This is a genomic window from Mycobacterium sp. RTGN6 (genome assembly GCF_033804605.1).
Classification (GTDB): domain Bacteria; phylum Actinomycetota; class Actinomycetes; order Mycobacteriales; family Mycobacteriaceae; genus Mycobacterium.
This window is the reverse complement of record NZ_JAPZKZ010000005.1, coordinates 18,213-32,891: the sequence shown is the minus strand read 5'-3', so window position 1 is coordinate 32,891 and position 14,679 is coordinate 18,213. Positions and strand designations below refer to the sequence as shown.

13 protein-coding genes are annotated in these 14,679 nt (G+C 66.0%); 10 read left to right on the top strand and 3 right to left on the bottom strand.

All coding sequences use genetic code 11. The features are described 5' to 3' along the window. Window positions 1-89: 89 nt before the first annotated feature. Both SLQ33_RS13705 and SLQ33_RS13700 read left to right on the top strand, forming a co-directional pair. Window positions 90-713, top strand: coding sequence for a TetR/AcrR family transcriptional regulator (locus tag SLQ33_RS13705; protein ID WP_319454409.1), 624 nt, complete (start codon window positions 90-92; stop codon window positions 711-713). Continuing rightward, window positions 710-1,588, top strand: a complete 879-nt coding sequence (locus tag SLQ33_RS13700; protein ID WP_319454408.1) for an alpha/beta hydrolase — start codon at window positions 710-712, stop codon at window positions 1,586-1,588. Before SLQ33_RS13705 ends, SLQ33_RS13700 begins: the two co-directional genes overlap by 4 nt. Here the strand turns inward: SLQ33_RS13700 and SLQ33_RS13695 are convergent. The 3 genes from SLQ33_RS13695 to SLQ33_RS13685 form a co-directional block, all read right to left on the bottom strand. Next, complete coding sequence (locus tag SLQ33_RS13695; RefSeq protein ID WP_319454407.1) at window positions 1,585-1,992, bottom strand: hypothetical protein; 408 nt, start codon at window positions 1,990-1,992, stop codon at window positions 1,585-1,587. The two genes, SLQ33_RS13700 and SLQ33_RS13695, sit on opposite strands and share 4 nt — an antisense overlap. A 74-nt stretch (window positions 1,993-2,066) precedes the next feature. Next, window positions 2,067-4,979 carry an aminotransferase gene (locus SLQ33_RS13690; RefSeq protein ID WP_319454406.1) on the bottom strand — a complete coding sequence of 971 codons (2,913 nt, stop codon included), beginning with the start codon at window positions 4,977-4,979 and terminating at the stop codon, window positions 2,067-2,069. Then, the gene (locus SLQ33_RS13685; RefSeq protein ID WP_319454405.1) at window positions 4,976-5,839 is read right to left on the bottom strand and encodes an alpha/beta hydrolase; all 864 of its coding nucleotides are present in this window, start codon (window positions 5,837-5,839) and stop codon (window positions 4,976-4,978) included. The genes SLQ33_RS13690 and SLQ33_RS13685 overlap by 4 nt, the downstream gene beginning before the upstream one ends. Window positions 5,840-5,970: 131 nt before the next feature. Here SLQ33_RS13685 and SLQ33_RS13680 point away from each other — a divergent pair, with 131 nt between their 5' ends. The 8 genes from SLQ33_RS13680 (at window position 5,971) to SLQ33_RS13645 (ending at window position 14,678) form a co-directional block, all read left to right on the top strand. Continuing rightward, window positions 5,971-6,447, top strand: a complete 477-nt coding sequence (locus SLQ33_RS13680) for a VOC family protein (protein WP_319454738.1) — start codon at window positions 5,971-5,973, stop codon at window positions 6,445-6,447. Between the two features lie 253 nt (window positions 6,448-6,700). Continuing rightward, a complete protein-coding gene (locus SLQ33_RS13675) occupies window positions 6,701-7,480 on the top strand; it encodes an ABC transporter permease (protein WP_319454404.1) in 780 nt (259 codons plus the stop codon). Then, window positions 7,477-8,331 carry an ABC transporter permease gene (locus SLQ33_RS13670; RefSeq protein ID WP_319454403.1) on the top strand — a complete coding sequence of 285 codons (855 nt, stop codon included), beginning with the start codon at window positions 7,477-7,479 and terminating at the stop codon, window positions 8,329-8,331. The genes SLQ33_RS13675 and SLQ33_RS13670 overlap by 4 nt, the downstream gene beginning before the upstream one ends. A gap of 4 nt (window positions 8,332-8,335) precedes the next feature. Further along, on the top strand, window positions 8,336-9,787 hold the full coding sequence (locus tag SLQ33_RS13665) for an MCE family protein (RefSeq protein ID WP_319454402.1): 1,452 nt from the start codon (window positions 8,336-8,338) through the stop codon (window positions 9,785-9,787). A gap of 37 nt (window positions 9,788-9,824) precedes the next feature. After that, window positions 9,825-10,856: a virulence factor Mce family protein gene (locus tag SLQ33_RS13660; RefSeq protein WP_319454401.1), complete on the top strand. Its 1,032-nt coding sequence runs from the start codon at window positions 9,825-9,827 to the stop codon at window positions 10,854-10,856. Continuing rightward, the gene (locus SLQ33_RS13655) at window positions 10,853-12,211 is read left to right on the top strand and encodes an MCE family protein (protein ID WP_319454400.1); all 1,359 of its coding nucleotides are present in this window, start codon (window positions 10,853-10,855) and stop codon (window positions 12,209-12,211) included. Before SLQ33_RS13660 ends, SLQ33_RS13655 begins: the two co-directional genes overlap by 4 nt. After that, window positions 12,208-13,527 (top strand): virulence factor Mce family protein, encoded by a 1,320-nt coding sequence (locus SLQ33_RS13650; RefSeq protein WP_319454399.1) that lies wholly within the window; start codon window positions 12,208-12,210, stop codon window positions 13,525-13,527. Before SLQ33_RS13655 ends, SLQ33_RS13650 begins: the two co-directional genes overlap by 4 nt. After that, the gene (locus SLQ33_RS13645; RefSeq protein WP_319454398.1) at window positions 13,524-14,678 is read left to right on the top strand and encodes a virulence factor Mce family protein; all 1,155 of its coding nucleotides are present in this window, start codon (window positions 13,524-13,526) and stop codon (window positions 14,676-14,678) included. The genes SLQ33_RS13650 and SLQ33_RS13645 overlap by 4 nt, the downstream gene beginning before the upstream one ends. The last annotated feature ends 1 nt before the right edge of the window (window position 14,679 follow it).

Below are 14,679 nucleotides of genomic sequence, written 5' to 3'. Positions count from 1 at the left end.
CTGCTCGATTCGCCTTGTTGATGGGGAGTTCAATAGTGTTGATGTAGTGTTCAATAAGAATCGGGATTCGTCAAGAGCAGGAGCGACCTTTGACCATCGATGCAGCCGCCGCACGGGACGCGAAGCGCAAGCTGCCCGCTGAACGCCACGAAGAACTGCTGGCCAAGGCCGTGGAGATCAGCCGCACCGAAGGCCTGTCCGCCGTCACGCTGCGCCGCGTCGCGACCGACCTCGGCGTCACTCCGGGCTTGGTCAGCCACTACTTCTCGTCCGCCGAGCAGCTGATCGCCGCCGCGTTCCGCACGGCCGCCGTCGCCGATCTCGACGAGGCCCGCGTCAGGATGGGGCCTCCCGCCACTGCCACCGACAAGATCGGCGCGCTGATGGACTACGTGCTGGACGACGTCAGCGACGAGGCCAGCGCGCTGTGGCTGGACGCGTGGAGCCTCGGCAGGCGCAATCCCACCCTCGCCGCCGAGGCGGCCACCCTGACCGACGACTGGTTGGCGTGCATCGGCGACGTCGTCCGCGCCGGACGCGAGTCGGGGGAGTTCGCGGTGACCGATTCGGACGTCGCCGCCCGGCGACTGCTCATCATGATCGACGGGCTCGGCGCGCAGAAGGTCATCCGGGACGTGCCGACCGACGAGCTCAAGCACATCGCGCGGGCCTATTTCGCCTTCGAGCTCGGCGTGGCAGATTCGACGCCATGACCGCGTCGACGCCGCCCGATCTGGACGGCGTCACCCATCGCTTCGTCGAACTGCCCGGCCTCAGAATGCACGTCGCAGAGGCCGGCGATGGCGAGCCTCTGCTTCTGCTGCACGGATTCCCTCAGCACTGGTGGGGCTGGTCGAAGGTGCTGCCCGCGCTGGCCGAGCACTACCGCGTGATCGCCCCCGACCTGCGTGGCGCGGGCTGGACCGACGCGCCGAGGACGGGATACGGCGCCGATCAACTGGTTGCCGACGTGGTCGCGCTACTCGACGCGCTCGAACTCGACCGCGTGCGAGTGATCGGCCACGACTGGGGTGCACTCGTTGGATTCTTGCTGTGTCTACAGCATCCGGAGCGCGTGGAACGGTATGTGTCCCTTGCGATTCCGCATCCGTTCGTGCGGTTTCAGCCACGCCTGCTTGCGGCGTTTCCGCGGCTCTGGTTCCAGTACGCCATCGCGACCCCGGTGCTCGGTCCCGCGCTGCTGCGCCGCGGCCGCCAACCGCTGGCGCACCACCTGCTCGACAACTACACCTCGGACCCCACGGCGTTCAGTCCCGGCGACCGCGAGCTGTTCGTCGGCCAGTACCGCGAACGTGACCGGGCCAGAGCGGGTTCGGCGCTCTACCGAAACTTCATCGTGCCGATCTTCGGCCGCGTGCTGGCGGGCCGGTACCGCTCCATGCGCTTGACTACGCCGACGTTGATCATCTTCGGTGGCGACGACCCCAACATGAACGCAGCGCTGCTCGACGGTCACCAGGCCTACGCCGACGAGCTCACGGTGGAGGAACTGCCAGGGGCGTCGCACTTCCTGGTCGACGAACAACCTGATGCCGTGGTGGCACGAGTGCTGCGTTTCCTGGCCTAGACGCCCGTCGTCGAACCCGGCCGCACGATCATCAGGATCGTCACTGCGACCCACAACAGGTTGAAGATGCCCGTCGTCATCGCGAGCTTGCCGACACCTCCACCGGCGAGCGACGCACGCTGCTCGGGCAGGATCGCGGCCACCAGGACAAGCGCCGCACCGATGGTCAGTGCAATCGACACCAGCACCCACGCGTCGGTGATTACGCCCATCGACACCGCCGTCGCGATGCCAAGCGCGGGTACCGCGACGCCGACCGCCGCATAGGTGACGCAGATCCGGTGCAGGACGCCTGCGACGTCGGGCGCCTCGACGTAGCGCGGAAAGATGCTCGCCGCGACGGCAATCGGGCCGACGGCGAGGATCGCCACGATGACGTGAACGATGAGCAGGACGGCGGACATCGGAGTCGACAGTAGGGCACCCCGCGCATGCGCCGCCGCACGAATCAGGCCAAGCTTCGACGAGATTAGGCCAATTACCAGCCCTCGGTGAGCACCCGGTCCAGCGCGTCGACGTAGAAGTCCGCGCCGGCGACGTCGATGCACAAGGGCGGCTTGGTCTTCAGGATGTTCAGGTGATCGCCGGTGGGCTGGATGACGACGCCGAGGTCGAGCATGCGGTCGCAGATCGCCGCCGTTTCCGCGGACGCCGGAGTCAGCGTGTCCACGTCGCGGACGAGCTCGACGCCGAGATACAGCCCCGTCCCGTGGACGGTGCCGACGAGCGGGTGGCGTTCGCGCAGCCCGAGCAGCCGGGCCTTGAGGTGCTCACCGGCCCGTAATGCGTTGCCCTGCAAGTCCTCGTCGGCGAGCACGTCGAGCACCGTCAACCCGATGGCGCACGACAGCGGACTGCCGCCGGTCGACGAGAAGAAGTACCCCTGGGCGCTGAACGCCTCGGCGATGGCGCGGCTGGTGATGACGGCGCCCAGCGGATAGCCGTTGCCGGTCGACTTGGCCACCGACACGATGTCCGGTACGACGCCCTGCTGGTGAAAACCCCAGAACCAGTGGCCCAAACGCCCGTAACCGACCTGCACCTCGTCCGCGACGGCCAGTCCGCCATGGGCCCGCACCGCGGCGTACACGTCGGCGAGGTAGCCGTCGGGCAGGGCCATCCCACCGGCGTTGCCGTACACCGGCTCGCAGATGAAGGCCGCAGGCGCGCGACCCGCCGCGGCCATGTCGTCGACCTGCCGCACGGCGTCGGCCGCATACCCACCGACGTCACCGCCGCGGTACTTTCCGCGAAAGCTGTTGGGGGACTCCACCGTGTGCACCCAGTCCGGCCGGGTGGTGAGCGCGTTGGGGTTGTCCGCCGTCGACGTGGAGACCGCGTCGGTGGCATACGTCCAGCCGTGATAGGCCTCGCGGACCGCGAGCACGTCGCGACGGTCCGTCGTCGCCATGGCCAGCCGCAGCGCCAAATCGCTTGCCTCCGAACCGGAGTTCACCAGGAACACGGTATCCAGCGGCGCGGGCAGCGTGGCGGCCAGGCGCTCGCTGAATTCGACCACCGCCTCGTAGTTGAAGCGTGAGTTCGTGTTGAGCCTGCGCAGCTGACGATTCGCCGCGTCGGCCACGCGTGGATGCGCGTGACCGAGCACCGTCACGTTGTTGACCATGTCGAGGTACACCCGACCGGTAGTCGACATCAGGTAGTGCCGCCAGCCGCGCTCGATCTGGGGCGGCTCGCGGTAGTAGTGCTCCTGCACGCGCGCGAAGCTGTTGTCGCGGCGCACCAACAGGTCTCGCTCTTCCGTGGCTCCCACTGCGGGCAGCCCGAGCAGCGGGCGTGGGTCGCGTACCACCGCCAGCCAACCCGCGGCCAGTTCGGGCGGGCTGAACGCCGGCGCCACAGGGGCGTCGACGGGACGCACCGTCACGGTCGCCCACCGATCCTCGTCGATGGTCGCGAATGGCGCGCCTGCCTCGACGCGGTCGCCGGACACCGCGACGGAGTCGGTCACCGACACGACGTGATGATCGCCGCGGATCGTCACGGTGTCGCCGTCGCGGATCACCTCGCCCGGCCACGGCGCGGCGAGCGTGGTGGAGTGCGCGGGCCACAGCCCGACCCCGGTCGCCACGACGTCGGGGGCGTGCTCGCTGAGGAACGGGGCACGCGTCAGCCGCGGCTCGCCGAAGCGCGTCACCACCAGCGCCGCCCCAGCCCGCACGGCGCGTCGTGCGGCGTCGTCCTCGGCCGCCACGCCGAAGACCCCGTCGTCGAACATCGAGGAGGTGGGGGACAGGTCCAGCGTGACGACGGATGCGGGGTTCGACCCGGTGAGCATCGCGCCACCGAGGGGCTCCACCGCCTGGCCGAATCCGAGTGCGCCGCAGATCAGCTCGGTCATCACGTCGATCGGCAGCGAGGTGGCCTGCTCGAACATGCGCCACTGAGCGTCGGTCTGCTCGGTGACGTACTCGTTGTCTGGGTCGAGTGCGGCCTGCTGGGCATCGCTGACGAGCAGCACCGCGGTGCGCAGCACGATCATCGGCCACACGGCCCGCGCCTCGTCATCGGTCAAGGGGCGGGCCGCGTGAAATGCCTTGATGCCCGGGAGGATCGAGGTCGGCCCGGTGCCGGGGTGGCCCAGCACCGACGAGATGGTGATGGCCAGCTCGCTGACCGCCCACGTATCGGACAGGTCGCCGAAGTCGATGATCCCGTCCGGATGCCGCGCGCCGGAGTCCGACCGGGATACCACGATGTTGGCGTCGGTGAGGTCGAGGTGCACGGCCTGACGGGGCAGCGCGGCGGCCAGCGGTTCGATCCGCGCCCACGCCTCGGCGGCCGCCTCGGCGATCGCGCCACGCGCGGCGGTGTCGGCGACGTGCGAAATGAGTTCGTCGACAACGGCTTTGCCGTAGCGCAGGTCCCATTGCAGAATGCGGTCGAGGCCGGGGTGGGCGAAGTCGGCCAGCGCGCGGCTCACCCGGCCGGCCAGTTCACCCATGCCCGCGACGACGTCGGGAGACAGGTAGCCGTCGTCGACCAACGTGCCCCCGGGCAGGTACCGCAGGAGTCTGACGTGGGCCGTGCCGTCGAGCAGGCCCGCCACCGCGGTGTAGGGCTGCCCGGACAGGTTCGGCAGGGGGACCGAGACGCGGGCCGTTGGCTCGGCATTGGCGATCAGCTGCGCCGCCGCGTCCTGGGCCTCCAGTTCGACGGTGCTGAACGCCGGGTTCGCGATCTTCAGCACGCCGACATGCGCGCCGCTCGCGTCGAAGACCAGGAAGTTCTTGTCCTGTTGGCTCCCAAGCGATTCCGCCCGCGCGGTGATGCCGTAGTGGGTGGCCAGCAATTGCTCGGCCTGCGCCGCGGAAACCGCAGGGGCGGGCAGCTCGGGTTGTTCGAGGAAGTTGAAGCCGCACACGCTCATCGGGAGACGAACTGCACCACGACTTCGCTGAACGCGTCATTGTCGTCACCGGCTGCGGTGTGGCCCGCATCGGCCAACTCGGCGAACTCCGCGTGCGGCACCTTGGCGAGGAAGTCCTTGACGCCGTCGTCGCTCACCACGTCGGAGAGCTTGCCGCGGATGAGCAGGATCGGGATCTCCAAGTTGATCGCCGCCTGCTCCAGCTTGTCCATCCGCGCGAATGGGTCGTCCTGCGGCTTGGTGAGGAACGCCGGATCCCAGTGCCAGTACCAGCGGCCGTCGCGCAGCCGGAGGTTCTTCTTCAACCCCTCGGAGCTTCGTGGCTTGGTGCGGTGCGGAAGGTACGCGGCGACGGCCTCCGCAGCCTCGTCCAGCGACTCGAAGCCGTGCAGACCGCTGGACATGAAGTCGCGGATGCGCGCGCTGCCGTCCTTCTCGAACCGCGGCACGACGTCGACGAGCACCAATTTGGCGACTAAGTCCGGGCCCGCTTCGTGAGCGGCCTGGATTCCCGTCAGCCCGCCCATGCTTGCGCCGATCAACACCACCGGCTTGCCGATCTGATACAGCACCTGCAACGTGTCGCCGCACAGCGACTCCACCGAGTAGTCCGCCGCCGGGGCACGGTCGCTGTCGCCGTGGCCGCGGCTGTCCAGTGCGACGACGTGATAGCCGCCGTCAGCGAGGATCTGCCCGGTGTTCTTCCAGGAGAATCGGTTCTGGCCGCCGCCATGCAGCATCAGGATGGTCGGACGTTCCCGGGCCGCTTCGTCGTCGCGGTTCCATTCGTCGGCGACCAGCGCGAGGTCGTCGACGCCCCGGAACGTCACGGTCTGCGGTGTGCTGTGCGCAGTGCTCACATGGATCCTCTCGGCCGTCTCACTGCACGTTACCCAGGCGGTTTGCCTGTTCGTAACCGGCCCCGGGCTGGCTTGGGACTTCCGCGAGACTGCGCCCGATGAGTTTCCGAGCTTGGCCGAGTCGACATGCCATGCCCAACATCACGCCCTGTCTCTGGTTCGACGGCAACCTTCTAGAAGAAGCCGCCGCCTTCTACACGTCGGTCTTCCCCAATTCGTCCGTCGGATCGTTCGTCCGCTACACCGACGCCGGTCCCGGTACCCCAGGTGAGGTGGTCTACGGCACCTTCGTCCTGGACGGACACCGGTTCCTCGGCATCAACGGCGGTGCACAGTTTCCGTTCACCGAGGCGGTGTCGTTCGAAGTGCTCTGCGTGGACCAGGACGAAGTCGACTACTACTGGTCCAAGCTCGTCGACGGCGGCGAGGAGTCGCAGTGTGGCTGGCTCAAGGATCGCTACGGATTGAGCTGGCAAATCGTGCCCAAGCGGCTGTACGAACTGGTGGAGGACCCCGATCCGGCGCGGGCGTCAGCCGCTACGGCCGCGATGATGGACATGCGCAAGATCGTGGTCGCCGAGCTCGAGGCGGCAGTCGGTAGTGCGTGATCCTGGCGCAGTGCCGACTCGTTGATGCTTTGCTGACGCCGAACCCTCGGTCGTGGTGACGGTGACGGACGTCACGCCCCGGCCTTCCTGTTGCTGGCGTGGAAATCGCTGTTGTACGGTTCTTCGACTTCTTCCTGTGTAACCATCACGGAGTTCCTGTGTCACCAATCACGGGGTTCGCCCAGCGATCGGGTTTAGTCGGAGGGGACCATCGGCCCATGCCATTGAGGTGCAGCGCAGAGGAGGTCTGCTGATGGTTGCGCCCGGCACCCTCGCCACGAATGCGGCCAAACCGATCAGCGCGGCCGGCGGATTCTTCGCGATGGCGCTCGACACCTTCGTGTTGATGTTCAAGCCACCGTTCGCCTGGCGGGAGTTCATCTCGCAGTCGTGGTTCGTCGCACGGGTGTCGATTCTGCCGACGCTGATGCTGACGATTCCGTACACGGTGTTGCTCACGTTTACCTTCAACATCCTGCTGACGGAGTTCGGCGCCGCGGACTTCTCCGGCACCGGCGCTGCGCTCGGCACGGTGCGTCAGATCGGGCCGATCGTCACGGTGCTGGTGGTCGCCGGCGCCGGCGCCACCGCCATGTGTGCCGACCTCGGTGCGCGGACGATTCGGGAGGAACTCGACGCGCTGCGGGTGATGGGCGTCAATCCCATTCAGGCCCTTGTGGTTCCCCGCGTGCTCGCCGCCACGCTGGTGTCCCTGGCGCTGTCCGCGTCGGTGATCCTCGTCGGCCTCGCGGGCGCCTATTTCTTCACCGTCTACATTCAGAACGTCTCACCGGGCGCGTTCGCATCCGGTTTGACCCTGATCATCGGCGCTGCCGACGTTACGATCGCGCTGCTGAAGGCGGCGTTGTTCGGACTCTCCGCCGGGCTGATCGCCTGCTACAAGGGCATTTCCGTGCGAGGCGGCCCGGCGGGTGTCGGTAACGCCGTGAACGAAACCGTGGTGTTCACCTTCATGGCGCTGTTCGCAATCAACGTCGTCGCCACCGCCGTCGCCGTAAAGGTGACGATGTGACCGTCTCGAGACCCCATTCCCAGTTCCCGTGGCTGAAAGGCCGGGCCCGCCCCTGGGTCGACGGCTGGAATCGCGTTGGGAGGCAGACCAAGTTCTACGGCCGCACGCTGGGGTCGATCCACTACGCGTTCACCGAATATCGCGTCGAGCTGATCCGACTGATCGCCCAAATGGGCCTTGGCGCAGGCGCGCTCATCATCATCGGCGGAACGGTCGCAATCGTCGGATTCCTGACCGTCACCACCGGCGCGCTGGTGGCCGTGCAGGGGTACACCGACTTCTCCGAGATCGGTGTCGAGGCCTTGACGGGATTCGCGTCGGCGTTCTTCAACGTGCGACTGATCGCGCCCGCGACGACCGCGGTCGCGCTTTCGGCGACGATCGGGGCCGGTGCCACAGCGCAACTCGGCGCCATGCGGATCAACGAGGAGATCGACGCGCTCGAGGTGATGGGCATCCGCAGCGTCGCCTACCTCGCTTCCACCCGGGTGGTGGCCGGCCTACTTGTCGTGATCCCGCTCTATTGCATTGGTGTGCTGGCGGCATTTTGGGCGGCGCGGTTCGGCACGACGGTGCTCTACGGTCAGTCCACGGGCGTTTACGACCATTACTTCAGGACGTTCCTGAACCCTACCGATCTGGTCTGGTCGTTCCTCCAATGCGTGGTCCTCGCCGTGGTAATCATGCTCGTGCACACCTATTACGGCTTTACCGCACGCGGCGGTCCCGCCGGCGTTGGCGAGGCCGTCGGCCGCGCAGTGCGCATGTCACTCATCATTGCCGCGTTCGTTCTCGTGATGATGTCGCTCGCCATCTACGGCCAATCCGGCAACTTCAATCTGGCTGGTTAGTGCAATGGACGACAGAGACGAAGGACTGCATCCCGGATGGGCGACGCTCAGCCTGGTGCTAGTGGTCGCCGCGTTGATCTGGCTGACGTATGCGTTGTTCAGCGGGACGTTCCGGAGGTCCGTGCCGGTCACGTTGAGCTCCGATCGGGCCGGCTTGGTGATGGAGACCAACGCCAAGGTCAAGCTGCGCGGCGTACAGGTTGGCCGGGTCGCCGCGATCACCGGCGGTGGGGACCCGGTGACCTTGAAGTTGGAGATTGACCGGGACCAGATCGAGCACATTCCCGCTAACGTCGAGGCGCAGATTCGGGCCACGACGGTGTTCGGTGCGAAGTTCGTCGATCTGGTGTACCCCAGCGATCCCAGCCAGCAGCGGCTGGCGGCCGGTCAGGTACTGAAGTCGCGCAACGTCACCACCGAGGTCAACACGGTGTTCGAGAACGTTGTGCTCGTGCTGGACACGATCGACCCGGCCAAGCTCAACAGCACCCTGTCCGCACTCGCGGAAGGCGTCCGTGGACAGGGCGACAAGATCGGTCAGGCCACCACCGACGCCAACCAGGTTCTGCTCGAACTGAACCCGCGCAATGAGACGATACGAGCCGACTGGCGTGCGCTCAAGGATTTCAACGACGCCTATAGCGGTGCGGCACAAGATATTTTGGCCACGCTGGATGCGGCCAGCACAACGAGTACCACCGTCGTCAAGCAGGCCGGCCAGGTGGATGCGTTGCTGCTGGCCACCATTGGACTTTCCAACAGCGGTATCAGTCTGCTCGCGCCGAATCAGGCCAACCTGATCAAGGCCATCAACGTGCTGGAGCCGACGACCAACCTGCTGTACAAGTACAACCCGGAGTACACCTGCCTGCTGGTGGGCGCGAAAACCCTGCTGGATACCGGAGGTTACGAAGCGCCCGGCGGCAATGGCCGATCACTCGTGCTCGACACCGGCCTGTCGCTCGGGGACGACCCGTACCACTATCCGGACAACCTGCCGGTCGTCGGCGCCAGGGGCGGACCGGGCGGCAAACCAAGCTGCGGCTCGCTGCCGGATGTCGCGCAGAACTGGCCGGTGCGCAATCTCGTCACCAACACCGGATTCGGCACCGGCATGGATTGGCGGCCGAACCCCGGCATCGGCTTCCCGGCCTGGGCCAACTACCTACCCACCACCCGTGCGATACCCGAGCCGCCGAGCATTCGCAACCTGTTCGGCGGGCCTGCGCCGGGACCGATTCCATATCCAGGCGCCCCCGCGTACGGAGCCGACCTCTACGCGCCGGACGGCACGCCATTGTGGCCGGGTCTACCACCGGCGCTTCCGCCGATGGCGCCACGGGACCCAGGTCGGACACCGGGCACGGAGCCGTTCGTGGTCCCGCATCCCGCGGAGATGCAGCCGACGCCACTGCCGCCGATACCTCTTCCGCCGGCGGTGGTCCCGGCACCATGACCGCTCGCAGCTCGACAGCAACGAAAGGTAACCAGTCATGAGAGAAAGCCTGGGAGGCGTCGCGTTGCGCCTGGCCGTCTTTCTGGCTGTTTGCCTGCTGGGCGTGTTCGGGCTCTACGCGGTCTTCGGGCAGCTGCGATTCGGCGAGAAAGCCAAGAGCTACAACGCCGAGTTCGTCAACGTGACCGGGTTGGAGAACGGCGACTTCGTCCGCATCGCGGGCGTCGAGGTTGGCCAGGTGAAGAAGGTTGAGATCCAACCCGACACCACGGCGGCGGTTCAATTCACCGCCGACGATTCGGTGGTCTTGACGGAGGGCAGCCGAGCCGTCATCCGCTACGACGACTTGATCGGCGGCCGGTATCTGGCGCTGGAAGAAGGTACGGGCGGCACCAAGAAGCTCAATGCGGGTGACACGATCCCGCTGGCCCGCACGTCGCCGGCGTTGGACTTGGATGCCTTGATCGGCGGCTTCCGGCCGCTGTTTCGGGCGCTCGATCCCGATCAGGTAAATGCGTTGTCCGGCCAGTTGATTACCGCCTTGGAAGGCCAGGGCGGGACCATCAACTCGTTCCTTGCTCAGACCGCGGCGCTGACCAATACGTTGGCCGACCGGGATCAGCTGATCGGGCAGGTCATCGTCAACCTCAACGTCGTGCTGGGATCGCTGGGCGGCCAAAACGACCAATTCGCAAAGGCTGTCGACGCGCTCGCCGAACTGGTGAAGGGGCTCGCGTCCCGCAAGGAGGACATCAGTAACGGCCTGGCGTACACCAACGCCGCCGCCGGAAGCATCACCGACCTACTCGCGCAGGCCCGTCCACCGTTTGCGAAGACGATTACCGAAACCGACCGGGCCGCCGGCATCGTGGTGGCCGATCACGATTACTTCGACAATCTGCTCAACACGTTGCCGGAGGCGTATCAAACACTTGCGCGCCAAGGCATTTACGGCGACTTCTTCTCCTTCTACTTGTGCGACATCGTGCTCAAGCTGAACGGAAAAGGTGGCCAGCCGGTGTACGTCAAGGTCGCGGGCCAGAGCACTGGGAGGTGCGCGCCAAGGTGAAGCCCTTCAGCGAACGCAGTCACTTCATCATCGGCGCCATCGGGCTGGCGGTCACCTTCGTCATCGTGGTGGGGGCACTGCAATACGACAAGCTGCCCTTCCTCAATCAGGGCAAGGAGTACTCGGCCTACTTCGCCGAGGCAGGCGGCCTCACAGGTGATGCGGGCGTACAGGTTTCGGGTTTCCAGGTGGGCAAGGTGACCTCGATCGAGCTGGACGGTCCGCAGGTGCTGATCAAGTTCACCGTCAAAAAGAACATCCGGCTGGGGGATCGCACCGAGGCGGCCATCAAGACAAAGGGGCTGTTGGGCACCAAGATCCTGGAGGTCTATTCCCGTGGCGACGGCCAACAGGAAGGCACGATCCCATTGGATCGCACCACGTCGCCGTATCAGCTGCCGGATGCGCTGGGCGAGTTGGCGACCACGATCAGCGGTCTGAACACCGATCAACTGTCGGACTCCTTGAGGGTGTTGTCGGAGACGTTCTCCGACACTCCGCCGGAGCTACGGATCGCGGTCGAAGGAGTGGCCCGGTTCTCAGAAACGCTCAATGAGCGCGACGCAGAGCTGCGCGGTCTGCTGACCGACGCCAACAAGACGACGACGGTGCTGGCCGAGCGAAGCAACCAGATCGTCGGCCTCGTCTCCAACACCAATGCGCTGCTGATGGCGCTCGAAAGCCAAAGCGCCGCACTGGATCAGATCTCCGGCAACGTCTCGGCGCTTAGTCAGCAGTTGCAAGGCTTCATAGGCGAGAACCGCGCGACGATGAAACCCGCACTCGACAAGCTCAACGGCGTGCTGACGGTCCTCGACAACCGCAAGGAACGCCTGCAGAAGTCGCTCAACCTGCTCACCCAATACTCGATGTCGCTCGGCGAATCGGTCGCATCCGGGCCCTTCTTCAAGACCTATGTCGCGAATCTGCTGCCGGGACAGTTCCTGCAGCCGTTCATCGACGCAGCGTTCTCCGACCTCGGTCTGGATCCCAACGTGCTGCTGCCTTCGGAACGTAGCGACCCACAGATCGGCCAGCGGGGGACACCGCCATTGCCGGTGCCCTACCCCCGGACGGGGCAGGGCGGCGATCCGAATCTGACTATTCCCGACGCCATCACCGGCAACCCGGGCGATCAGGGATGCGGACCGCCCGGCTTGCCGTTGCCCGGGCCCACTGGCTGCTATCCCTACCGCGAGCCGCTGCCCGCGCCCCCGCCCGGCGGTCCGCCGCCCGGACCTCCGGACCTGGCGCCACCCGGGTTGGATTCCACACCGTCGCCTACGCCGAAGCCCGTTTTCGAGCCGGCACCGGGTGAGGCGCCGCCCCTCGCGCCAGTGGAGGGCGGGCAATGATCCGCAACGCGAGAACGTGGGTAGCCGCCGCGCTGGCACTTCTGTTGGTGGCGGGAGTCGTGGTGTTGCTTCGCACCACGGAAACGATCAACCGCACGAATGTCGTTGCCTACTTTCAGAACACCAACGGCATCTATGTCGGCGACGACGTTCGCATCCTCGGTGTGCCGGTCGGCAGAATCACGTCGATCGAGCCACAGCCCGACCAGGTGAAGGTCTCCTTCTGGTACGACGACAAATACGACGTACCCGCCGACGCGAAGGCCGCGATCCTGTCGCCGACGCTGGTGACCGCACGCGCCCTTCAGCTCACCCCCGTCTACACGACTGGGCCAGTGATGAAGGACGACGCGGTCATCCCGCGCGAACGAACCGCGGTGCCGGTCGAGTGGGACGAGGTCCGTCAGCAGCTGGAGAAGATTGCCGACACGTTGCAGCCGACCGAGCCCGGCGGGGTGAGCCCGCTTGGTTCGGTCATCAACACCACCGCCGACAACCTGCGCGGCCAGGGCGCCAATATCCGCGATACCGTCATCAAGTTGTCGCAGGCGTTTTCGGCTCTCGGCGATCACAGCACCGACATCTTCTCGACCATCAAGAATCTGGCGATTCTGGTGTCGGCGCTTCAGGACAGCACCGACTTGATGCGCCAGCTCAACCAGAACCTGGCGTCGGTGACGGGGCTGCTCGCGGACAACCCGGATGAAGTCGCGAACGCCGTGCGCGACCTCAACGCTGTCGTTCCCGAGGTCCAGACGTTCGTGGCCGAGAACCGCGAAGCGCTGGGCACCACGTCGGACAAGTTGGCAGGGGTGACGCAGGCACTGAACGACAGCCTCGCCGATGTCAAGCAGTTCTTGCACGTGGCGCCCAACACGTTGCAGAACTATGTGAACATCTGGCAACCCGCCCAGGGCGCTGCGAGCAGCGTGCCGATGCTCAACAACTTCGCCAATCCGATTTCCTTTATGTGCGGCGCGATTCAGGCGGCGTCACGGCTTGGCGCCGAGCAGTCGGCGAAGCTGTGCGTGCAGTACCTGGCGCCGGTCTTCAAGAACCGCCAATACAACTTCCTGCCCCTCACGCAGAACATCTTCGTCGGTGCCACGACGCGGCCGAATGAGCTCACGTACAGCGAGGACTGGATGCGGCCGGATTACATACCGCCACAGCCACCACCCGGCGCAGTGCCTCTGCAGGCGCAGGCTCCTGCGCCGGCACCGAGCGGGCCGCCACTTGAAGCAGAGGCGCCGATCGAGACCAATCCGGCAGACGGCCTGCCGGGGATCATGGTGCCCCCGGGAGTCGGACCATGATGTGGGCCAGGTGGAAACGCGTCGCGGCGGGAATGCTGGTGCTTGGTCTCGCGGTGTCCGGGTGCGGCTGGCAAGGGCTGAACTCGGTTCCACTGCCCGGGGTGCAGGGTGTGGGCCCCGGCTCGTTCACCATCCAGGCGCAGATGCCCGACGTCGACAACGTCGAACAGAATTCCCGCGTGCGGGTCGGCGATGTGAATGTCGGCACGGTGAGCAAGATCGAGCGTCAGGGCTGGCATGCGCTGGTGACGATGACACTCAACCGCAACGTGGAGTTGCCGGCCAATGCGACGGCCAAGGTCGGACAGACCAGCCTGCTCGGGTCACAACACATCGAGCTGAAGCCACCGGTCGACGTTGCACCCGAAGGCAAGTTGGTTGAGGGTTCGGTCATTCCGTTGGGCTCGGCGGGCGCATATCCGACCACCGAGCAGGCGTTGGCCGCGATTGCGGTGGTGCTCAACGGCGGTGGCATTGGCAACATTCAAGACATCACCGAGGCATTGAGCACCGCCTTCGCCGGCCGTGAGAACGACTTGCGCAGCCTGATCGAGCAACTCGACAAGGCGATCGGCTATCTCAATGACCAAAAGGGCGACATCATCGCCGCGTCGGAAAGCCTGAACAACCTGTTCGGTCAGATCGCTGAGCAGAAACCCGTGGTGGACAGGGCATTACGGACGATACCCGATGCGCTGGCAGTGCTGCGGGATCAGCGCGACAACCTCTCCGAGGCGCTCTCGCAGCTGGGTAAGTTCAGCGCGCTGGCTGCCGACTCGGTCGACCAGACCAAGGAAGCGCTCGTCCAAGAGCTCAAAGATCTTGGCCCGGTGCTGCAATCACTGGCCGACGCCGGCCCGGCGCTGACCCGCGCGCTGAGCTTCCTGCCCACGTTCCCGTTCCCCAAGGAGACGCTGACCAACTGGATGCGTGGCGACTACGCCAACCTGTCGTTGATCCTCGATCTGACGTTGAGCCGCATCGACTCCGGATTCTTCACCGGATCGCGGTGGGAGTGCGATCTGACGTGGCTGGAGCTTCAGTGGGGCCGCACCATAGGCCAATTCCCCAGCCCGTGCACGGGGAGCGCCCCGCCGAACGGCGCCGGCAACCCGTTGGTCGCTCTGTATCACTTGGATCAGGGGCCCTGAC

Coding starts and splice junctions, on each gene's coding strand:
- SLQ33_RS13700 (WP_319454408.1), top strand. CDS start 710: ATGACCGCGTCGACGCCGCCCGATCTGGACGGCGTCACCCATCGCTTC.
- SLQ33_RS13695 (WP_319454407.1), bottom strand. CDS start 1,992: ATGTCCGCCGTCCTGCTCATCGTTCACGTCATCGTGGCGATCCTCGCC.
- SLQ33_RS13690 (WP_319454406.1), bottom strand. CDS start 4,979: ATGAGCGTGTGCGGCTTCAACTTCCTCGAACAACCCGAGCTGCCCGCC.
- SLQ33_RS13680 (WP_319454738.1), top strand. CDS start 5,971: ATGCCCAACATCACGCCCTGTCTCTGGTTCGACGGCAACCTTCTAGAA.
- SLQ33_RS13675 (WP_319454404.1), top strand. CDS start 6,701: ATGGTTGCGCCCGGCACCCTCGCCACGAATGCGGCCAAACCGATCAGC.
- SLQ33_RS13665 (WP_319454402.1), top strand. CDS start 8,336: ATGGACGACAGAGACGAAGGACTGCATCCCGGATGGGCGACGCTCAGC.
- SLQ33_RS13660 (WP_319454401.1), top strand. CDS start 9,825: ATGAGAGAAAGCCTGGGAGGCGTCGCGTTGCGCCTGGCCGTCTTTCTG.
- SLQ33_RS13650 (WP_319454399.1), top strand. CDS start 12,208: ATGATCCGCAACGCGAGAACGTGGGTAGCCGCCGCGCTGGCACTTCTG.
- SLQ33_RS13645 (WP_319454398.1), top strand. CDS start 13,524: ATGATGTGGGCCAGGTGGAAACGCGTCGCGGCGGGAATGCTGGTGCTT.